Source organism: Saccharolobus solfataricus (assembly GCF_900079115.1).
Classification (GTDB): domain Archaea; phylum Thermoproteota; class Thermoprotei_A; order Sulfolobales; family Sulfolobaceae; genus Saccharolobus; species Saccharolobus solfataricus.
Genome location: NZ_LT549890.1, coordinates 895,001 through 916,599 on the forward strand (window position 1 = coordinate 895,001; position 21,599 = coordinate 916,599).

The window sequence follows — 21,599 nt, forward strand, 5'->3', positions numbered from 1 at the left end:
CCCGTGGAGCTTCACCGCAGCCTGGCGCTGCTCCTCGGGCGCCTATGCGTAGAGTAGGTGGGAGGGGTCGAACCCATCCTTTCGGGGATGGGGGACCCGAAGGTGAAACACCACCCATGGGTGCTCGAGGAGCTTACCTACCCGTAGGGGTGGGGACAGCGTCAGGTGGGCGGTTCGGCTGGGGCGGCACTCCCGCGAAAAGATAACACGGGAGCCCAAAGGTCGGCTCAGGCGGTACAGAACGCCGCCGTGGAGTGCAAGGGCAAAAGCCGGCTTGACGAGACCCTCCAAAGTACGGGGTCTCGACGCGAAAGCGCGGCCTAGCGAACGCTCGTGTCCCCCCACGTGGGGGCCGGGCATGACAGAAAAGTTACCCCGGGGATAACAGGGTCGTCGCGGGCGAGAGCTCCCATCGACCCCGCGGTTTGCTACATCGATGTCGGCTCTTCCCACCCTGGGGGTGCAGCTGCCCCCAAGGGTAGGGCTGCCCGCCCGTTAAAGGGGAACGTGAGCTGGGTTTAGACCGTCGCGAGACAGGTCGGACTCTAAGGGTGGGGAGTGTGGGCTGCCTGAGGGGAAGGTACCCCAAGTACGAGAGGAACAGGGTACCGGGGCCTCTAGTTTACCGGTTGTCCGGTAGGGCAGTGCCGGGCAGCCACGCCCTGTGGGGTAACCGCTGAAAGCATCTAAGCGGGAACCCCTCCCCGAAAAGAGGCAGCCATGCGGGGTAACCCGCGAGAGCCCACCCCTAGAAGAGGGGATTGATGGGGGCGGGGTGTAAGTCCCGAGGGCGAAAGTCCGAGGGATTTAGCCCGCGCCTCCCAATCGGGCAAGCCCTCTTGTCGTTAACGATTCTAGGCGGTCCGGTAAATCCTAAGTCAGCTGAGGGTCGTATTACGTTTGTTTTTATGTAAAGGAATATTTATAATTTTTGTTTTTTAAAAGGTTTTATGCCAGTTTTTCCAATATATGATCTGTACTACATCTGCTAAATTCGTACCGTCATATACTAAACCTATTAACCCAGCGTTTTTACACCCACTTGGAGAATATAATGAGGGAATATTGGTGTGCCAATTAAAGCCTCAGTATAAGAGTTAACTAGACTCAGTCATTTACAATATTTACTTGCCTTTCCCCATCCAATTGGGAACAATTCATAAAGTGCTTGCATCACTTAGTGTTCGAGATTGTTTTAAAGATTCCTCCTTCTATCTGTATTCTTGGAATTAGTGAGGAAAATTGCCTCACCCTTTGTGGTTACTCTATTTTCTTTATCCTGTAAATCATTCCAGACCCAATCCAAGTTATGGCAAAGGTTAGTATTACATAATATCCTATTGTTTCCCAGTAAACGTTGTTTAACGCAGCTATTTGATCCCAGAATAATCCAGTTAGGTTGAACTCAGCTTGTAATAGTCCTAACAACTCTATTGTACCTATTCCAAACGCTATTAAAATTGATATTAGTGTTATCGTTAAGTTGTACCATATTTTTCTGAGTGGTGATAGGAATGCCCAGCCATAGGCGAACCTCATGAATAGACCATCAGTAGTGTCAACTAGTGACATTCCTAGTGAAAATAGGATTGGGTATAGTAAGATTATGTAGATTGGTATGTGTATGTACGTTGATGATAGTATTGCCGATATTGATAGTATTGCCACTTCTGTCGCGGTGTCAAATCCTAGTCCAAAGAGGAATCCTACAATGTACATTTGCCATTGGTTTGTTATTATTTTGAACAACTTGTTAAAGTATTTATTCATGAAACCTCTTTTCTGTAATATTTCCTCTAGTTTTTGTTTGTCATATTTTCCTTCTTTATAAAACGAGTATAATTCGTAGAATACTATTGTGTTTAGTAGGCCTAAAAGATAAAGAAATCCTCCACTTATTAGTGTCTCGATCAAATTTCCGGTGTTCTCGAGGGACGGTAATGAGTTAGTTACCAGCCTTGAAGCCATCATTACTGCAAGGGATAGTAAAATTACTACTGTTGAATGACCAAATGAGAAGAAAGTGCCAACGAAGACTGGATTCTTTCCTTCTTGTAACATTTTCCTAGTTACGTTATCTATTGCTGCCAAGTGATCAGCGTCTACTGCGTGTCTTAAGCCAAAGGTGTATGATAAAACTCCTAGTGTTATGAAGGTTCCTATTAGCTCACCGCTATCTGTGTTTAATGTTAGTGGTTTTTGCGGTAATGTGTATAGGAAGAGAAAAAGTAATGCTGTTAGTAATACGTTGAGTACGTAGAAAAGTGATAAGGTGACTAAATTTTTGTAACTAATTGTTTGTGTTAACGTATTGAGAATGGATCTCATCGCATATATGGATTGTCTATCCATCATATAAATTTTTCTACTATTCTGAAGCAATCCACAAGGCAGTTATTTCATGGTCTTGTGTAAGTTATAGTACAAGTTTTACTGGTTTCAATAACCTAAAATGCTGTAAATTGTAGAATATTTGATTAAAAGCTTATTAACCTAAATTGTTCTTTCATATTATGCTTGTAAGTGTTGAATGGCTTAACAACAACTTAAAGGACGTTAAGGTTGTAGAGATTGGTTATAATCCGCAGATAAATTATTATGAGGGGCATATTCCGGGGGCAGTATTAATAAATTGGAGAGATTTTCTTGACGATAATTCTAGAGATTTCGCTAGTCCGGGGAAGTTGAGTAAGGTTTTAGGAAACGCGGGGATAAACAACGATGATCTCATTGTGTTATATAGCGAAATGAATAATAGGTACGCATTTTACGTTTATTGGATTTTAAAGGCTTATGGACATTCAAATTTGGCTATATTAAATGGGGGAATTTATAAGTGGTTAAAAGAGGGTTATCCTATAGAAAGCGATGGTATAGTAGTTAATAAGAAGAGTGAATACAAGGCTAGGAAGCCTGATTGGTCCTCAAGGATTTTAGTATGGGAGTTATTGTCTAAACTTAAAGAGTTTGTTTTAATCGACTCTAGGAGTAAGGAGGAGTATGATGGTCTGACTACTGCACCTCCAGAGCACAAGTGTGAACAAACCCAAATGAGTGGTCACATTCCGGGTGCTAAGAACATTCCATGGACAATTTTGCTTAATGAAGATGAGACTATGAAATCTAGGGATGAGTTGGAGAGAATATTTTCTTGGTTAAGTAAAGAGGATAAGATAGTGGTGTACTGTAGGACTGGTGCTAGGGCTTCTGTTGCTTGGTATGCTTTAAAAGAGGTTTTGGGATTTAAGTTGGTCAGACTTTATGATGGTTCATGGGTTGAATATGGCAATATGGTTGGTGTCCCAGTAGAGAAATCAGTTAGTGATCGTTTCTGATCTTCATTTTCTCTCAAGGTATTTACAAAATAAAATGTCTAACTCTTTATACAGTTCTTCTGCTAATGCCTTGTCGTAGTATTTGCAATTGGCTATTAGCCCTGCTAAGCGTAATGTTTCAACTTTTGCTTCTTCTGATAGCTGAAACAGCTCGAAAGTTAACGCTGATTCTCGTGACGATAGATTAAGCAATTGCCTTAGTAGTTCTGAGCATTCTTCCTCGTACACTCTATTGTGATCAATTGTAGTTGATATATCTTCTCTAGGTCTCTTCTCGTTTCCTCTATTCTCCTCTTCAGTTCCTCTATTCTCCTTATCTTCTCCTCTATTTTCTCCTTTAGTTCTTTTTCTTTTGAACATGTAATAGTTTCACCCCATTACAACTACTATTATTACTACAATGAGCGTCAAAATAATGTATATAATGTACCATGAGATTGAGCTGTTGATAAGTGTTTTAGCGAAAATCTTCCCAAATCTTCTTATTGAATTTGCTAGTTTGTAGAGGTATTCCCAGAATACATCTAAACCGTATGTAGGTAAGAATTTCTCTTCTTCTGGCCTTAAGATTTTCTTTAGCATTTGTCTTATGTTATTTGCCATTGCAAATGCTGTGTATTCTTCTTTCTCGTTTACCCCATTGTTCCACGTTTCTGCTTTTCTTATTTTAGGCTTTCCAAAGGCGAGATAGCTTACAATAGAGAAGGCTACTAATAGTAAAATTATGTAGAGTGGCGATATTCCTCCGAATGTGGTGTTATAGTATTGTGTTAGAATCACGCTATTGGTTAGCATTCCTAGAATTGTTGTAGAGTTTTTATAAGGGTATATCAAATAAGGTAACGTGAATCCCAGTATGAGTACTATAAGTGCAGATAATAAGATGGGATATTTCTTTATTTTACTTAATTGTTCTCTTGTATTCTGAAATATTGATGTATACGTTATGTATCTAATTAATAAGGCTGTTGCTAGACCTTCTCCCATTGCGATAATTGCTCCAGTCATTATGAAGAGGATAGATATCATGTTATGAAGTACGTATGAGAACATGAATAGGTTTTCAAGTAATAGCCAAGATGCTACTCCCCCTATATTCGGCAATAGTCCAGACATGGAGGAAGCCAATAGGGTTAGTCCTATTTCAATGTTTCTTATCTTTTTTGAATAAGTTATGCTCTGTTTTTCTTGTAAGCCAGAAGAGAGGAATAGTCCAGTTTTGGCTACTGAGTGTGCGAATGAGTATAAAATTACAGTGATTAAGGAAATGTGCTCTATTGAGGTAATGTTTAGTTGCTTTGAGATCATGTATAGACTTAAGGCTACTAGTATTGCCCCGTTATTTTCTATTGTACTAAAGGCTAAAATTCCCTTAGTGTTCTCATTTACGTATCCGTAAAGTGCTCCAAAGAATATGCTAAATGCACCTATGGCCATTATTGTAAGTGAAAATCCAATCGGAATAGTTTGTGTTAAAATTGTAATTTTTAGTATTCCGTAAACCCCCATTAGCGTCATTGTGGCACTTAGTATTGCAGAAAAGTTTGATGGTGCTGTTCCATGTGCTATAGGTAGCCATTCCGATACAAGGAAAGGCATCATTCCCATTTTTATTATGAATCCAAAAGTAGCGACAATCAAGGGAACTGGAGATGGCAAGTAATTGAAGTTTGTAGTGTTTGCTATTATAAATCCCGCTAAAATGAGAACTGTACTCAGCTCTCCAAATGCCATGAAAACGAATGGTGGTCTATTATTCTTTGCTGTTAGACCTATTGCTACATATGCTGGGATTGTCATTATTTCCCATCCTGCGAGGAATAACAGATAACCATCAGAGTTTAAGACAATGGTCATGCCTAAGATTGTTAGTATGTATAAGGGGGAGAGCCATTTCCCGTAATGATCGTACTCTATTGAGAAAATTGAGGCAAGAATCCACACTGAGGTAGAAATTATGGAGAAGAATGAGAGAACTCCATTATATTCGTAAATCGAGGTGATAAGTAGTATTATTGATGATATCATTGTCAAGATATATCCCGCTTTTTTATTAAAGATTGAGAATATAATAGAAATTAGAAATGGGGGTAATGTATAGAGTAGCGTGTTCATTTTCCCTTCACCTTCATCAAGGCTTCGAGTATTGTAAAGGGATTTGGTGGACAACCGGGGATTTCCACTACTGCTTCTAATGGTACTCCTTCGCCTATTATTCCTCCTGAGATAGCGCAAGCACCTAATAATATAACTACTTTGGGTTCTGGCATTGCTTCATAAGCTTTTTTTAACACTTCTTTCATTTTCTCTGTCATTACCCCCATTACTACTAATGCGTCTGCATGTCTTGGAGTATTGGTGAAGAATATGCTAAATCTTGTCATATCGTATTCTGGTGATGAGATCAGCTTCAGTTCCATGTTACATCCTCCGCATGTGCCGGAGTCTATTGGGTAAAGGTAAAATGACCTTTTGAAGAGGGGTTGTGTTTTGTTTATTGTATATATTCTTGGATTGAGATTTGGTCTATAGTTGGGATAGCATCTTCTGCAAAATACGCATCTTTCCTTTATCCACTTTCCATCCTTTATGGCGTTTGTTGGACAGTTTACAGTTCCCTCTCCTTGTATTTCAGTGCTCCATTCCGCTATTTCCTTCGGGTATTTCTCTGTCATTACTCCTTTTCTTAAACCTCTAATAAACCACCAATTCTTCACTTTAACATCACTCCTATTTCACTTACCCAAATTCCAAAACTTTCCCAATTGAATTGAAAATCGGTAAATATTGTGTTTATCACGCTTTTCAAAAATAGGTTGAGATTGACTTGTGAAGGAGTGAGAAGTGATACTGAGTCGATAATCCCGTTATTTAACTTGACGTAATAGGCTAGATCACCAGATGGACTCTCGACTCTGGCTAGTCCCTCTCCCCCTCCTTGTTTGTGATTTTTCCCTCTCTCGTTATTGCTGTTCTTTATTTCATCGTGTAACTCTACTAAAATTTTGGCCGACTCGATTATCTCCATTCCCCTAACTAGGAACCTTCCGAATGAGTCTGCCTCTTGTGTGATAACTGTTCTAAAACCTAAGTCTTCATAAGGTAAGGCTTTAAAGTCCTTTCTCGCATCGTAAGCGAGTCCAGCAGCTCTTGCAGCTGGTCCTATACTGTTTTCATCTATTATTTTTCCGTTTTCTTGGAGTCTATCTATGAAGATTCTACTTTCAAGTAGCCCATCGAAGATTTGTTTAAATTCCTTGGTAATATCTATTATTCTTAATAAATTTCCGAAATCGCAGTTAACCCCGTTAATTGCATTAACGCCAAAGAAATACCTGTGACCACACATTTTGCCTATTAATCTGTTGACTTTTTCAACGAGGTGCAAGAGATGGTATGTAGGTACGTTTAGTGATGTGGTTTCAGTTAATCTCGATATTACGAATAAGTGATTTCTTATTCTTTCCAATTCTATTTCGGCTATTCTCTTTAGTTGGGTTGGATAGTCTTGTTCTAATTCTAACGAATCTTCTACAGCGAGTAAAAAGGATATTGTGTGGGAAGCACTAAATGGAGCGTTTATTCTCTCTACTCTGAGTAAGGCATCGTCCACAGTTAAACCGCTTATTACTATTTCTCTGTTCTTGTATACCTCAGCGTCTATTCCTAGAATTTTTTCACCATTAGTTGTAATAATGAATTTTATTGTTTCGAGTAGTCCTCCAGCTGAGGGTCCGTAAATGAACTTGAATGATCCATACGTTTGTGTTATATTTGGTTTGTTTTCCTCACATTTCTCTTCTGTTATCGTTTTTTCGTAGAGACAATAATCCCCTATTTTGCCTATTTTCCTTCCCTCGCCTTTTTGAGTCCATTTATAGTATTTCATGAAAGGATCACCAGTAAAAGTATACCGAGAACGAGTGGAATTATAGATGATACAAGAGAAATGAACGTGATTAGCTTGGGTTCTTCTGAGACTGTCAGCTCTCTTTGAGTGAATATCATTTTGGTAACGTTATAGTTTATTGAGATGAAAGCTGTTGCCAGAGAAATTACTATTAATATAAACTCTATAATATAACCTTTTTGAATTAATGTTTGTAATATGAAGAATTCTCCTATGAAAGTTGCAAAGGGTGGCGTACCAGTTACAGCTAGAGAGGACAATAATAGCGATACTGAGGTGAGTTTTAGTTTTGTATGTAAACCGCCTATGTTTTCAATTCTCTTTTCTCCAAGGACTTTCAATACAATTCCGCTAGAGTAAAAGGCACCCGCTTTGCCAAATGCGTGTGCAAGAAGGAGGATTATTGCTCCGAGGGGTTGGCCTATTGTAAGTCCAAGCAAGGCTAGGTTCATGTTTTCTATGGTTGAGTATGCAAACATTCTCTTTATATGCCATTGATAGGTTAGGATAATCGATGCGGTTATTATCGATAAAGTTGTGAATATTACAAAGATATTGGTTAATGGATTTACTTGATATACCATGTACACCACGTAAGTTGCGGCTGGAAGTAGTACTCCAGAAAATAATGCGCTTATTGGAGATGGCGCTTCGCTATGAGCATCTGGTAACCACGTGTACATGGGGAAAACTCCTGCTTTTGTTCCAAATCCTATTAAAGCTAGAGCTACCGCAAGTTTAGTTATTATGTTGTTTTCAGGTTTTGTAAGTATTTCCGTTACAGTTAATGTATGGTAATTATAGTAGATGAAAATTATTGAGAATAGGGCTAAGGTTACTCCAGCGGATACTATGATTATATACCTCCACGTGGCTTCCAGTGAGGTTTCAGATGCTTCCGCTATTATTAGAAGAGCTGAGGTCACAGTTGTGAGTTCTACCCCAACCCACATTAGACCGTAATTGTTCATAATAACGGTAAAAAGCATTGATGATGCGAAGGAATTTAGTAGAATGTAGTATAATCTTTCACTTACTATTTTGCTTGGTTTTATATAATTCATGGAGTAAAGGGTAGATAGGAGATAAATTGATGCAATCACCAATAGGAAAAACGTTGTGAACTTAGTGATGAAGAAGAAAGAGTTTTTGATTGGTGCTAAGAAGTAAAGGAAGATGCTGATGATTGATGTTAGTACTGCTGATAGTACGGATAGGGTCTTAATTAGCTTGAGTTTGAAAAAGCCTACGTTACTTATTATAGGAATTAATAGTAAGAGTATGGGTTCAATATTCATTTAGATCACCCTTTTAGTTCATCTAACCTAGAATGTTCTGCTTTTTCTAACGTCAAAATTGAGGAAATTATAACTAGCCCTAATACATCAAGGAATACACTCACTTCTATTAAGAAGGGAATGGGTAGTAATAAAATACCAAAAAGAATTGTGGAGTTTTCTTCTTCTATGAAACCGATGAATTGAAATATTGTACTTTTTCTAGAAATAATAAGGAATAGACCCTGGAAGAGTAAGACAAAGGCGAACAATAGCATTAGCGTGTTGTTGATTTCCGTACTTATGGGTATTTTCTCCAATACGAAATAATATACTACTAGAGATGCTATAATGGAAAATGCGAGATTCAATATTAGTTCAGATGCTACTCCCTTAGAGCTTTCTCTAGCTCCTGGTTTCTCTTTAACTAGACCTCTAAATAAAAATATTGTGATTAGTACAGTCCTCAGTAGTATTACTGTTATTCCTAAAATTATATAGTCGATGGAAAAAAGTGAGATTCCTAGATGGAAGGCTAGAATTGCGATTAAGGTAGATTGAATGGCTTGTGCATATATTGCTGGTTTAAAGTAAGCTTGTCCTTGAATGTAAAAGGCTGAAATTAATATGAACGTTGAGAGTAGTTCTAGGATCTCTGAGTTAATCACTATACCTTCACCCCAACAAGACAGTAAGCGTTAATGAAAGTAGGGAAAGGAGGAACGCCACTGCGAGATAATCCTGAACTTTAAATAGCCTTAATTTAGCTAGGGTGGTGTTTATTATAACGCTAATAAGGATTAGGAGTAACCATTTGCCGAACATCACCGCAATGTCTATTAAAGAGCCTATAATTCCAACTTGCAAAAACCAAGGGAATATAAATACGTTTAGGAGTACTGAGCCTAATAGATATTGTTTGATGTAAGAACCCCACTTTAGTATTGCAAGTAATTTTCCGCTATATTCGTAGAGAACTCCATCGTCTATCATACCCATTTCGCTTAGTCCAGGACTCTCTACGGGTAATTTACCGGTTTCGAATAACCATAACATGAAGAATGAGATCGATACGAAGATGTGGTCTAGTTGAAAGTAATGAGAGAGGCTTTGGGAAACGTAATCTAATGTTACGTAAGGGTTGTTTGTACCAGTTATTAGTGCAACGCCGAAGAAAACCGTTATCAGTGTAGCTTCAGATAAGAAAGTGAAAGAGAGAATTCTACTTACTCCTAATGCTACGAAATTACTTCCACTTTCTAGGGAGGCAATTATTTTTATGAACGCAGCTAAGGAGAAGAGTAATGCTCCCCCTAAGAAATCCACCGTAGGGGTGAGTAAGATGGGCACTGGATAAACTACTGGGATGACGAAGGAAATAAGGAGATAAATCCCAAAAACTATGTAAGGAGCATAAACAAATAGAGATAATGAGTTATTTGAAATAACGGTTTCTTTTCTTAGTAGTTTAATTATATCATAGTAAGGTTGCAGAACACTGGGGCCTTTACGCCCTTCTATTATGGCTTTTCCCCTATCGTAAATTCCTTGATATAATGGGGATAGTAGAATAACTACAATAACTTGAGTTATGGTTAAAACTACTATCTGAGCTTCATTTGGCGCCATACTTCCCACCCTTTTGTGGTGAAGTAGGCGTCATCAGCCCCTATCATTAATCAAGAGGCGGTTCGGGGTTATCCCCAGGGGGACGCCATCCCCTACTTCATTGAGTAAACTCCGCATGTTAATATCGAAGCAAACTATTTTAAAGCTATCGCTACACCATAAGGATGAAGTAAACTCGAACTATATTATTGTAAATGCTACTTAGGCTGGAAATAGAATCGAATACTAATTTATTGTATCAAGTATATTTAATAGCCTAAAATCAAACTATTAAAATTAATAAATATATAACAATAGATCGAATTTATAGAGCCTTTCTTTTATCAAGGAACGAAGTAGATAAACGAAGATAAACATAAAATATTTTTAACACAACTCGTACGTCATGTTCTGGGTTTTTATATCCTCTTCAAAAATAAGAGTTAAGTAAAGAAATCAGAGAGGAAATGTTGTTCCTCCTTCTTCAAACAAACTAGATCTTTCAAAATGTTAAACCTGGAAGTCACATGACCTACCTAAATCTGTCAAGTATCTGATAACTTTATTATCACTATTGTACGAGCTCACATTAGACAAAAATACTACAAAGCTAAAATGTGATCTCAGACTAGCCGTACTTCCTCTCAAACGAGAGATGTAATTCCGAATCAATGAGAAGAACCAACCTAACTCATCTTTTAGATTAATGTAAATAATGGTCGAATTATCGTATTTTTCTCCTTTTAAGCTTTATCCATTTAAGTATTGATTATCATGATAGGCAAGGTAATTGTTGTACTAGCAATCATTCTAGTAGGAGTATTTCTCTTAACTCATACTAACCTATTCTATCATCCACAGACTCCAGTTTCTAAAGGGCAAGAGTACTATACGACTACAAATGTTCAAAACATAACTTATCAATTTGGTATAATATCAAATGTGTCAACAAATTACACTGTTCCCTTGAAGTTAAGTTATGGCAATGTTACAATTAAAGTAATGGGACATAACGCGTTTAACTTAACCGTGGTAAATAACTCCACTGTAATTTACTCTGGTATAGTTGATAGATATTTTAGTAAGACATTTATCATTGGTGGCGATGTTAAGTTAGTGTTTTCATCAAGGCAAGGGTTAGAAGTTAATGTAACGATTTTTGATGTGTTAAGTTAGTTTTTTCTTTTTATCTTCCATTTCTTTTTGTATGTATAAGTACTTTGACGCTCATTGCCATTATTCCTATTTAAAGAAGAAGTATGAAGGTTATCTTATAGCTGCGGTTTCAATGGATTACCAATCCGCTATGGATACTTTCTCCTTAAAGAGTGACAACGTATTAGTAGGAGTTGGTATTCATCCTTGGCGTGTTCATGAGGAGGATCTGACTAGAATTTTATCGTTGATTATTAAAGCTGATTTCGTTGGAGAAGTTGGTTTGGATTACAGATTCGCTAAGGCTCCTAAAGAATTGCAGATTAAATATTTTGAGGAGCAGATAAAAGCGGGAGAAGGTAAGTTGATAAACGTCCACGCTTTAGACGCTTGGAAAGACGCTTTCAACATTTTAGTTAAAAACGACGTGAAGAGTGCTATCTTTCACTGGTATACTGGTCCCATTAATCTGTTGAAGGATATTGAGAGTGCTGGGTATTTTATTTCTATAAATCCTTCCGTTTCTTTCCAGAAGAAGCATCAAGAAGTGTTGAAAAATGTCGACCTAAAAAACGTTCTTACAGAGAGTGATGGTGGGTATGAATATAGGGGTAAGCTATTAGAACCTAGTGATATACCTAACGCTATCTCATTTATGAGCAATTTTTTAGGTATAGAAGAGTATAAGCTAGTGAGAATAATAAGCAATAATTTTTTCAAAGCTTATGGAGTAAACCCAGTTAATAATTGATATTAATACGGATAGTAAGATCGTTTTAAATTTTCTAGATCAGTATACTATTGTATGGAAGTTAGGAAAACCATATGCCCTTTCTGTGGTGTAGGTTGTGGTCTAGATTTTTATGTAGAGAATAACTTTATATTTAGGGTATCTCCATCACAAGAGCACATTGTTAGCAGAGGACACGTTTGCGGTAAGGGCGCTGTTGCTTCAGAAGTAATTTACGCCTGGGACCGTTTAACTTATCCTTTAAAGAGAGTTAAGGACACTTTCGTTAGGACTACTTGGGATGAAGCAATTAGCGATATTGCTAGCAAGTTAAAGGAAATTAGGAGTAAGTATGGCTCAGAGGCTATTGCCTTTTACGGGGGTTGTCAGAATACGTTGGAGGAAGGATATTCGTTCATGAAGTTGGCTAGAGCTTTGGGTACTAATAATGTTGACTCGTGTGCTAGGGTTTGTCATGAGCCCTCTGCAATGGCTTTAAAGGAGTTAGTCGGTATTGGAGCTTCTTCTGTTACCGTTTCTGAAATTTTGAATGCTAGAAATATTGTAATTTCTGGAGAATCTGTGACTGATAGCCATCCCGTTTTGTCTCAATATTTAGTTGAGGCTAAGAGAAAGGGTGTGAAAATTGTAGTTATTGATCCTAGGATGACTGGTACTGCTAGGATTGCTGATTTGTTTTTACAGATTAGTAGTGGTACTGATATTTATCTATATAACGCTGTTGCGAATTATTTGATAAGTAACGGATTATATGATAGTAAGTTCGTTAAGGAACGTGTTGAGAACTTTGATGAGTTTAGGGAGATTGTAAAGTCTTATACTATTGAGGAAGCCGAGAGGATTACTAGTGTTAGTAAGGATAAGATTATTGAGTTCGCTAGGATTATTGCAAATAAGCCTACAATACTCTCATGGGGTTTGGGTTTAACTCAGTCAAGTGGCGTTAATGCCGTAAAGGCTTACATTAACCTAGCATTGCTTACTGGGAATGTTGGTATTAATGGTGGGGGACTATTAGTTTATAGGGGTCAAACAAATGTTCAAGGTTCTGGTGATTTAATAAAGCCAGATGTTTTCCCAAATGGTCCAATGAATGAGGAAAACGCTAAGGAGTTGAGTAAGATTTGGGGTTTTGTTCCTCCAATCAAGAAGGGTTTGAGCATAACTGAGGCTTTTCTAAGGGATAGTAATGTTAAGGCACTTTTTCTAATGAATTACAATCCAGCTTTTAGTTTGCCAAATAGATACAAGGTTATTAAGTTCTTGAAGTCGTTGGAATTGTTAGTAGTAATGGATCCGTTTATGACTGAGACTGCTAAATATGCACATTACGTTTTGCCTACTCCTTTATGGGCTGAAAAGGAGGGTTCAGTTACTAATTTAGATCGTACTGTTAAGTGGAGGTTTAAGGTTGTTGATCCTCCTGGGGAGGTTAGGAGTGAGTTGTGGATAATTAAGAGGATTGCTGAGAAGTTAGGTCTTACTGGTTTTCATGACGATCCTAAATTGGTGTTTAAAGAGATAAAGGAGGTTGCAAAGTTGTACTCTAATTTGACCCTTGATGAATTGATGGATTACTCTGTAGACTCCAGGTATCCTGATCACGAGTCTAGTCTGTACAAGGATAGGTTTATGACTCCTAGCGGTAAGGCTAAGTTTGGATTAGTTAGGTATAACGAAATATCTGGTGATAGTTACATTTTAATTACTGGTAGAGTTGTGACTAGGTATAATTCTGATGAGTTGATCAAGAGAGTCCCAGGATATAGGAATTTCAGTTCTGATTTGTTGATAAACCCAGAGGATGCTACAAAGCTGAATATCAAAGACGGGGATATGGTTAAGGTTGTTTCTAAATGCGGCATGGCTGTGATGAAAGCCAAGCTAACTAACGAGGTTAAGGTTGGTCATACGTTTGCTTATATGCATGATTACTATGTAAACAACGTTGTCTGTGACGATTTAGATGATATTTCTAAGACTCCAAGATATAAGATAACCTTTGTCAAGATTGAAAAATTGGGATAAATTATTTTTAAAAAGGAAGGTGTTTCTCTATATATGTCTGAAGTTGCTATTGTAACCGGAGCATCAAAAGGTATAGGGAGAGCTGTTGTTAAGTTACTTAAGGAGAATAATTATACTGTTGTTTCGATTTCTAGGAGTAAATCGGATATTGGTGATGTAATTTATGATGCTGATGTCAGTGATAGGAGCACTGTATTTAGGATTGTAAATGAGGTACTGGAGAAGTTTGGCAAGATTGACGTCTTGGTTAATAATGCAGGTTTTGGAGTTTATGGATCTTTTTTAGAGACTGATTTAAACGAGGAGGAGTACATGATTAGGACTAATCTTCTAGCCCCACTATACTTCATGAAGGCCGTGCTTCCACATATGGTTTCTAGGAGGAAGGGAAGTGTTGTTAACATCGTTTCGGAAGCTGCTTACGTATCTACACCCAAGCTTTTAGTTTACTCGGCAACTAAGGCTGGTTTAGCCAGTTTAACTAATGGCTTGTGGGCTGAAATGAGGAAATATAATGTTAGGGTAAGTGGTGTTTACCCTGGCCCTGTCAGGACTAATTTTACCTCTCATCCTTCATTTAAAAAGAATAATGGCGATCCTTTTGCTAATTATAGCGTTGAGCCAGAGGCTGTAGCTAAAGCCGTTCTAAAAGCAATAAGGACTGGTAAGAGGGAGATTTATGTACCTTCAAGGTTGAAATTGGACCCCTATTTCCTTAAGCTTGCTAACCTTTTCCAGAGTTTCACTTATACTATAGTAAGTAATTATTTTAGCTAACACATACGGGAGAAAAATTATAAAATGTTAAGGTTATTTTGTTAGAGAAAAATTTATTACCGGAAATATTACTGGCTATACATATGCCGTTAAATAAAGGGTTAACTAGGGTTAAAGCTATCGTGATAATAATTGTTGTTATAATCGCAGTGATAGCTGGGGTTGTAGGATATTATTTAATTAATCATCCTTCTAATTCTGTAACTACTTCATCTTCATCTACTACAACTAGTTCTTCCCTATCTAGTACTAGCATATCTTCATCTACTACTAATATTACTTCATCTCAAGGTATTACAGTCTTCGTAGCGGGTGCTTATCTTGCAATTCTCAACTACCTAGCTGACCAATTTCAGAACGCTACTGAAATTCCAGTTCATGTTGTAGGTAGTGGCTCCTTCGCATTAGCTTCACAAATAGCTTCCCAGACTCCAGTTCCAGCAAACGTTTTCATTCCAGTTGCCTATATTCAAGCTGTTGAGTTAACTGGCAGTAGGAATCCCGGTTGGGCTATAGCTTTTCTATCAGATCAGATGACAATAGTTTACTCTAACTACACTACCAAATCTCCTTATTGGTCCCAACTATACTCCAATTACACCATGGCTATGGAGACCAACAATACTAAGTATTGGTATAATTTCTTCTACTTATTGACCACCAGGTTCAGTCTGGGAATTGCTAATCCTAACACTGACCCAGAGGGATTATATGCGTATTTGATACTTCAAATGGCAAGTTATTTATATGCTAATCATAATATAAGCTACTTTGTGCATCTCGTTAAAGCGAATCCAAATGTCAAAGTAGCCCCTAGTACAGCTAACTATGTAGCGCCCTTAAAGGCGGGTACTTTAGACTTCACATTCTCTTATGTTTCCTATGCTGTATCTCAAGGATTGGAATATCTAAAACTACCTCCTTGGTTAAGTTTTGGTTATTATCCGAACGAGACGACATGGTACAGTCAATTTGCTTATAATATAAGTGTAAATGGCCAAACATTAACAATTCATGGAAATCCAGTTTACTTATACATTACCATTCCATTAAACGCTTCGAATATACAAACTGCATATCAGTTTATTGGCTTCGTACTGGGTCATGAATCTCAACTTACCAGATTTAATGTAATTCCAATACAACCAGCTTTATTGTATAATGAAACTAGTAATATTCCGCAGCCTATATTGAACTTGTTAAAATCTGGTGAGTTGAAGTATGCGGGTAATTTCTCTGAAGTTTAATACCCTACAAGCCATATCCTTTTTTCTATCTCTCCTTTTAGCTTTACCAACTCTCTATTTGCTATTTTACGGCTATGGTCCGTTTTTTGTTAAATCAGTCGCGTTCAGTAGCTCTTTACTTTCCTCAATAGGTTTATCGTTTTTTGCTTCAGCCCTTTCCATTGTAATAACTGTTCTTATCTTTACTCCCTTGGCATATTATTTATCAAGACATAGGAATCCAATTATTGAGACTTTAGTCGATGTGCCAGCATCTATACCGCATCCCCTAGTTGGCATTGCTTTAATTTTCATTGATAGTCCCACTAATCCTCTAGGTGCTTTACTTTACTCTCATGGTATTATTTTTTACTACACTTATACTGGCTTATTGTTGGCTTTGATTATTGTTTCTAGTCCTATCTATATTCGTTCGATGCAGAATTTCTTCGAGTCTCTTCCAAGGTCTTATGAAATATATGCCATGAGTTTAGGTGCTTCCGAGTTCAAAGTATTTACTTCCGTAGTTTTCCCTCTTTCAATTAGGGGGATAATATCTGCTGGGCTAACTTCTATTGCTAGAGCTATAAGTGAATTTGGATCTGTGGTAATAGTTGCACCTTATGTTACTGGCTGGTTGTTTAACAACGCGTATGTGGCTTCAGTATATATTTATAATGAATACGAAACGTATTTTAGCGCTTCAATAAGTGCCTCAGCTACGCTTCTCCTTTTCTCCCTCATACTAATAGTTACAAGTAGGATAGTTAACCATTTCTTGTATAAGACATGAAAATCCTTTTAAATTATTAAGTAATGAAGTATGGTAATATGAAAAAATGGGCGCCATTAATATTATTTCTATTTTCTCTATTATTATTACAAGGAATATCTCTTCATGCCTCTTCACCGTCATTTTCCGTGAATGCAAGTTATTTAGCATCATTGCCTTACGCAAATTCTCATGTCGCAGTAGTATACTATCAAGGTAGCTTATATATCATAGGTGGGGATTCACATTCAAACCAAGTTTGGATATACTCCAATGGCACATGGAATATCGGGCCTAGTTTGCCTTTTAGTTTAGTTTCACCTTCAGCAATCGTCTATAATAACACAATTTATGTTATGGGTGGTTATAATAGCACTGGGATAAATCCTTACGTTCTTAAACTTAATGGTAATTCTTGGGTTGTCGTAAGTGAAATGCCACTCCCAGCATACTCACCTTACATATTTGTTTATAATAATGCGATTTACGTTATTGGTGGAGAGAACACCACTAGCCCAGCTGGCCTTTATTTTCCACCTTCTAATGCAATTAGATTATTCTACCCCAATAACGATAGTTGGAGGATAATAGGTTACATGCCAGTTCCTACATATGGAGGTGGGTATGTATTTAATGGGACTTCCTTGATAATAGTTAGCGGTTACATTGGATATAGTGCCTATACCAATGACATATTGATTTATAGTCCACAAAACAATAATTGGACTATTCTTAATGGCGTTCTTCCCTACTGGATTCACGATAGTGCCTTAGCCTATTATAGGGGTGTTTTGTTTATTGTGGGTGGTTATATTTATACTGCAGGTTCTGGTGGGGTTAATAACGCAATCCTTGCCTACTATAATGGTAATTTGCAAAGAGTTGGATATCTTCCCGTCCCAGTATATTCTGCTGGTTATGTACAAGTAGGAAATATGTTGTATCTTGCTGGAGGCATTGGTAGTTCATTAAGTGATGTCTCTGCTTTACAGCTAATCACGTTTAACTTCCCACCTCTTCCCCCTAAGATAACCTCTTATTCTGCAGGAAATGAATCCGTTACCTTAGGCTGGAATCCAGTTAGACTATCTAGTGGTTATGAGATAATATATTGGAATAACATGGGATTCAACAGCTCAATTAATGTAGGTAACGTTACTAGTTACACTGTAACTGGTTTGAAAGATGGTATAACATACTACTTTGAGGTTTTAGCTTATAATTCAATTGGCTATTCTTCTCCCTCAAGTATAATCGCGTTAACTCCAGCTTCAGTTCCTAACCCTCCACAACTCGTTTCTGTGAAGTACGGTAATGATAATGTTACATTGAATTGGTTGCCTCCAACTTTTTCTGGAGGCTATCTTTTACTAGGTTATTACGTTATTGTTAAGAACGAGAATTCGATGGTTAGCTCACATTTCGTTAATAGTACTAGTTTGACAATAAGTAATCTGACACCAAACGTGACTTATAACGTTTTCATTTACGCTGTAAATAAGCTTGGTAATAGCTCTCCCCTAGTACTTACCGTTGTTCCAATTACCAAGGCTAGTGTTTTTGCATTTATAACTAAACTGGGAAATGGAATTTTAGTCAATTGGACTACTTCTTTCCCAGCTAATATAACTTTGGAACTGTATAATCCTAATGGTAACTTAATTTCTCAGATTGCAGCTATAAAGGGTAATAGTAGCTATTTGTTTAGAGTACCTCAAGGTAATTATACGCTAGTAATAATAGCTTCAAACTCAGCTGGGGTTTCTAAATACGTTTATCAAGTAGTTTACTATTTACCACCAGCCTCTCCGCAAGTCTCGCTTATCGGATTTGGAAATAATCTGTACATTAGTTGGAATAATGAAGCGAATGTAATCACATATCTCGTTTACGTTAATAATAGTCTGGTTTATGAGGGACCAAGTAATAGCATTGTGACTAATATTAGTAATGGTACTTATTTAGTAAAGGTTATCGGTGTGAATCCAGCTGGCTCTTCATCTCCTGGCATTGCTGTAATTCACTATACCGGTGATTACGTCACTGTGGTTAAGATGAAGGTTGTTAATGTTACTATTGTCAGTAAGATCGCTTCGGCAGTATCAGGTAATGGCAATAATTTAAGTTTAGGTCAAAGTATTGTTATCATATTACTGGCTGTAATGATTTTGTTGAGTATTGCTATTATTACGAGAAATAGGAGCAATGGATTTGATTGGTAAATAATAGGGTTAACAAGGTTTGAACCCGGGATCACCAGCGTTATAGAAGAATCTTTATAACATCGTAAATTAGTTGCCATCTTACGGCAATACCTTACAAGTGTAACGCAAAGGCTTTCTTTGAATTTTAGATAAATAAAAGGAAAATAAGCGAAGAGATGCTAAGAATATGTTATGGCGGTAAATAAGCCTCATCACAAGACTTCATCCAAGATGATCAGAACGGAATTCGTGGATAATATCAGTAAAAATTTTGATTGGATTAAAGCAATCTACAAAAGCATTTATCTAAATAAAGCACGCAAAAATCCTCCTCTTTAGATTCCACTCCCTATAGAGATTTTCCTTAATTAAAAGAATTATACCCAAAATTACGATACTATGAAAACCGCAACCAAACAAACCTTATTACCTCTATAATAGATTTTTTAATAACTACAATATGTTAAGTATCTGCTAACTAAAGTAACACGCTAACGTTTAATTCTGTTTGACAGAATATAATTTTATCAAAGCTAGCGTGACTTACTTTTAAATCAAAGTTTGATTTTGAATTTAAAAAACTTAACGAGCTTGGTATCTTAGAAAATTGAATGATTTAACAAATCATTAGATATAGAAAAATTTTAGCTACTTGAAGGTAATGGGAAACCTAACTGGGTAAGAATAAATTATTTCTCTCTAGATGTTTAATTTTGTAGTAAGTATTTAAATTAAGGCGATTATATATACTATAATGTAATAAATATACCAAATTCGCGTATTTTTATTAAAGGAAAAATAAATAATAAAAACTGCACTTTATAAATTATTTAATCTCAATTCGCTCTATTTTTCCTGTTCTTAAATATATTGTCTTATCACATGATTCTTTGAGCAGAAGATCATGAGAAGCAAAAATTATTGTACCGCTATACTCCCTTATCATATCCTTGACCGCTTTAGAATTTTCTATATCTAAATTAGATGTAGGCTCGTCAAGTAGTAGTAATTTGGCCTCGGCAGAGAAGGCTAAAGCTAATTTAAATAACCTTCTCTGACCAGAACTTAGTTGGTAAGATTTCTTATAAAGAGGTAGATCGAATTTATTAATTAGCTCCTCTGTTTTATTTATATTAAAATCCCTTAATGACGTTATGAACTCTAAGTTTTCCTTTAAACTAGCATTTTCTAGAAATATTAAATACTCCTCTAGCATGTACATTTCACTTTTTCTTAGCTCTACAGTTGGATTCTTATTAAATACCCTTACGTATCCAGAATCTGGATTTAACACGCCATAAATTAGATATAGTAAAGTAGTCTTACCAGAACCATTTGGACCTTGAATTAAAACTTTCTCTCCTTCATTTACACTGAAATTTACTTTTAGCTCAAAATTTTTAAATTTCTTAAAAACATCTACTTTAACTATCTCACTCAATACTCCTCACCTTTAGGAATTTGTGCTGATTACTGTAAGCAGAAAACACCGTATAGTACTCAATCAAAATAGAAGATACTAATAATCCAATTAGTCCAGCTATGAATGGATAGACGACCGATAATGGATACCAGTAGACATCGTATAAATAATAATAAGCTATATATACTATTAATGGAATTATACCTATTACCAGAAACGGTAATATTAGCAGCTTAAAACTTCTCTTCTCGTCTACTCCATTAATTATGAATAGTGCCAGAACGTTTGAAAATCTACTTCTAATTCTAAATATAAGGAGTAATGAGATCAGAATGTAAATGGTTTCGACTATTTCTGAGGTAGTCCTTAATGAGTTAAGCTGAAAATACGAAAATGTAAACGAGGAACCAAATCGAGTTATAGAATACCAGTCTGAAAGCGGTAAACCTTCGTATTTTGTATTAGATAAGAAAGCTTTGAATTCATTTAAAGCAGTATAATTATCTTTAAGAATTATAACATTATCTAATGAGTTTATAGTGTAGTTTATATTAGTTAAAGGTAAGATAGCAAATCCTTCTGCGGAAAAGAACGCGTTATATAATATTCCAACAACTCTTAAACTTATGATATTTTTTCCCATATATACACTAACGTTCTCACCTAGCTGAAGATTAAGCTGATTCATTTTACCAGCTACCAAATATACTCCATATTCTGGATATCTACCTATTGCGATCATAGAGGAAATAGGAAATATTTTCTTAGCCAAACTTAAATTATTTATTGCAATAGCCTCAACTGTAGCTCCACCAAGTCTAGCCCCTATATAAATATATCCAAAAGGTGCTAAAGAATTATTACCGAAGAGCCTTTCTAACTGATTTATTACTAAAGTATTGTTATTACCGGCTATACTTACCACAGATAGATTGCTATAACTCGTTGCTCTAACTTGATATATGGTTAGGGAACTAAATAAGGCAAAAAAGAAAAGGTGCAAGATTGGAAGAAATAATAAAAGAATTAATAAAAATATTACTAAATCTCTTATACTATTTCTTGTTAAGAATTGTTTAAAAATAGATTTAAGCATATTTAGCACCTAATATATTTAATCAGATTGAGAAAAA

Annotated in this window: 18 protein-coding genes, 1 rRNA gene and 1 riboswitch (1 of these 20 cut by a window edge); of the genes, 9 read left to right on the forward strand and 10 right to left on the reverse strand. The window is 36.6% G+C overall.

The features are described from left to right. Positions 1 to 845 (forward strand): 23S ribosomal RNA (locus SSOP1_RS05170) (it extends 2,206 nt beyond the left edge of the window). Between the two features lie 415 nt (positions 846 to 1,260). Here SSOP1_RS05170 and SSOP1_RS05175 read toward each other — a convergent pair. Beyond that, on the reverse strand, positions 1,261 to 2,355 hold the full coding sequence (locus tag SSOP1_RS05175) for a HoxN/HupN/NixA family nickel/cobalt transporter (protein ID WP_009989225.1): 1,095 nt from the start codon (positions 2,353 to 2,355) through the stop codon (positions 1,261 to 1,263). Between the two features lie 158 nt (positions 2,356 to 2,513). Here SSOP1_RS05175 and SSOP1_RS05180 point away from each other — a divergent pair, with 158 nt between their 5' ends. Then, positions 2,514 to 3,335 (forward strand): sulfurtransferase, encoded by an 822-nt coding sequence (locus tag SSOP1_RS05180; protein WP_009989223.1) that lies wholly within the window; start codon positions 2,514 to 2,516, stop codon positions 3,333 to 3,335. 3 nt (positions 3,336 to 3,338) lie between these two features. Here the strand turns inward: SSOP1_RS05180 and SSOP1_RS05185 are convergent, their stop codons facing one another. Genes SSOP1_RS05185 through SSOP1_RS05215 form a run of 7 tightly spaced genes read right to left on the reverse strand, consistent with a single transcriptional unit; the run spans position 3,339 to position 10,151 of the window. Further along, a complete protein-coding gene (locus SSOP1_RS05185) occupies positions 3,339 to 3,695 on the reverse strand; it encodes a hypothetical protein (RefSeq protein WP_009989222.1) in 357 nt (118 codons plus the stop codon). A 9-nt stretch (positions 3,696 to 3,704) separates the two neighbouring features. Further along, complete coding sequence (locus SSOP1_RS05190; protein ID WP_009989220.1) at positions 3,705 to 5,450, reverse strand: proton-conducting transporter transmembrane domain-containing protein; 1,746 nt, start codon at positions 5,448 to 5,450, stop codon at positions 3,705 to 3,707. Further along, positions 5,447 to 6,052: an NADH-quinone oxidoreductase subunit B family protein gene (locus SSOP1_RS05195; protein ID WP_009989219.1), complete on the reverse strand. Its 606-nt coding sequence runs from the start codon at positions 6,050 to 6,052 to the stop codon at positions 5,447 to 5,449. Before SSOP1_RS05195 ends, SSOP1_RS05190 begins: the two co-directional genes overlap by 4 nt. After that, positions 6,049 to 7,224, reverse strand: a complete 1,176-nt coding sequence (locus SSOP1_RS05200) for a hydrogenase large subunit (RefSeq protein WP_009989217.1) — start codon at positions 7,222 to 7,224, stop codon at positions 6,049 to 6,051. Before SSOP1_RS05200 ends, SSOP1_RS05195 begins: the two co-directional genes overlap by 4 nt. Next, the gene (locus SSOP1_RS05205) at positions 7,221 to 8,543 is read right to left on the reverse strand and encodes a hydrogenase 4 subunit F (RefSeq protein WP_010923169.1); all 1,323 of its coding nucleotides are present in this window, start codon (positions 8,541 to 8,543) and stop codon (positions 7,221 to 7,223) included. The genes SSOP1_RS05200 and SSOP1_RS05205 overlap by 4 nt, the downstream gene beginning before the upstream one ends. Positions 8,544 to 8,548: 5 nt before the next feature. Next, the gene (locus SSOP1_RS05210; RefSeq protein WP_009989215.1) at positions 8,549 to 9,190 is read right to left on the reverse strand and encodes a hydrogenase; all 642 of its coding nucleotides are present in this window, start codon (positions 9,188 to 9,190) and stop codon (positions 8,549 to 8,551) included. A gap of 7 nt (positions 9,191 to 9,197) precedes the next feature. Next, the gene (locus SSOP1_RS05215) at positions 9,198 to 10,151 is read right to left on the reverse strand and encodes a respiratory chain complex I subunit 1 family protein (protein ID WP_009989213.1); all 954 of its coding nucleotides are present in this window, start codon (positions 10,149 to 10,151) and stop codon (positions 9,198 to 9,200) included. 17 nt (positions 10,152 to 10,168) lie between these two features. After that, a riboswitch (Fluoride riboswitch) is annotated at positions 10,169 to 10,253 on the reverse strand. Positions 10,254 to 10,904: 651 nt separating this feature from the next. On the opposite strand from SSOP1_RS05215, the gene SSOP1_RS05220 reads away from it, so the two are divergent. Genes SSOP1_RS05220 through SSOP1_RS05250 form a run of 7 tightly spaced genes read left to right on the forward strand, consistent with a single transcriptional unit; the run spans position 10,905 to position 19,061 of the window. Continuing rightward, a complete protein-coding gene (locus SSOP1_RS05220; protein WP_009989212.1) occupies positions 10,905 to 11,306 on the forward strand; it encodes a hypothetical protein in 402 nt (133 codons plus the stop codon). Between the two features lie 31 nt (positions 11,307 to 11,337). Next, the gene (locus SSOP1_RS05225) at positions 11,338 to 12,036 is read left to right on the forward strand and encodes a TatD family hydrolase (RefSeq protein ID WP_009989211.1); all 699 of its coding nucleotides are present in this window, start codon (positions 11,338 to 11,340) and stop codon (positions 12,034 to 12,036) included. 54 nt (positions 12,037 to 12,090) lie between these two features. After that, a complete protein-coding gene (gene fdhF / locus SSOP1_RS05230; RefSeq protein WP_009989210.1) occupies positions 12,091 to 14,064 on the forward strand; it encodes a formate dehydrogenase subunit alpha in 1,974 nt (657 codons plus the stop codon). A 33-nt stretch (positions 14,065 to 14,097) separates the two neighbouring features. Beyond that, positions 14,098 to 14,841: an SDR family NAD(P)-dependent oxidoreductase gene (locus tag SSOP1_RS05235; protein WP_009989207.1), complete on the forward strand. Its 744-nt coding sequence runs from the start codon at positions 14,098 to 14,100 to the stop codon at positions 14,839 to 14,841. A 38-nt stretch (positions 14,842 to 14,879) separates the two neighbouring features. Next, a complete protein-coding gene (locus SSOP1_RS05240; protein WP_009989206.1) occupies positions 14,880 to 16,088 on the forward strand; it encodes an extracellular solute-binding protein in 1,209 nt (402 codons plus the stop codon). Next, positions 16,063 to 16,860: an ABC transporter permease gene (locus tag SSOP1_RS05245; protein ID WP_009989205.1), complete on the forward strand. Its 798-nt coding sequence runs from the start codon at positions 16,063 to 16,065 to the stop codon at positions 16,858 to 16,860. Before SSOP1_RS05240 ends, SSOP1_RS05245 begins: the two co-directional genes overlap by 26 nt. A 23-nt stretch (positions 16,861 to 16,883) precedes the next feature. Next, on the forward strand, positions 16,884 to 19,061 hold the full coding sequence (locus tag SSOP1_RS05250) for a fibronectin type III domain-containing protein (RefSeq protein WP_009989202.1): 2,178 nt from the start codon (positions 16,884 to 16,886) through the stop codon (positions 19,059 to 19,061). An 808-nt stretch (positions 19,062 to 19,869) separates the two neighbouring features. On the opposite strand, the gene SSOP1_RS05255 is transcribed toward SSOP1_RS05250, so the two are convergent. Both SSOP1_RS05255 and SSOP1_RS05260 read right to left on the reverse strand, forming a co-directional pair. Continuing rightward, positions 19,870 to 20,484, reverse strand: coding sequence for an ATP-binding cassette domain-containing protein (locus tag SSOP1_RS05255; protein ID WP_009989200.1), 615 nt, complete (start codon positions 20,482 to 20,484; stop codon positions 19,870 to 19,872). Further along, positions 20,477 to 21,562 carry a hypothetical protein gene (locus SSOP1_RS05260; protein WP_009989199.1) on the reverse strand — a complete coding sequence of 362 codons (1,086 nt, stop codon included), beginning with the start codon at positions 21,560 to 21,562 and terminating at the stop codon, positions 20,477 to 20,479. Before SSOP1_RS05260 ends, SSOP1_RS05255 begins: the two co-directional genes overlap by 8 nt. Between the last annotated feature and the right edge of the window lie 37 nt (positions 21,563 to 21,599).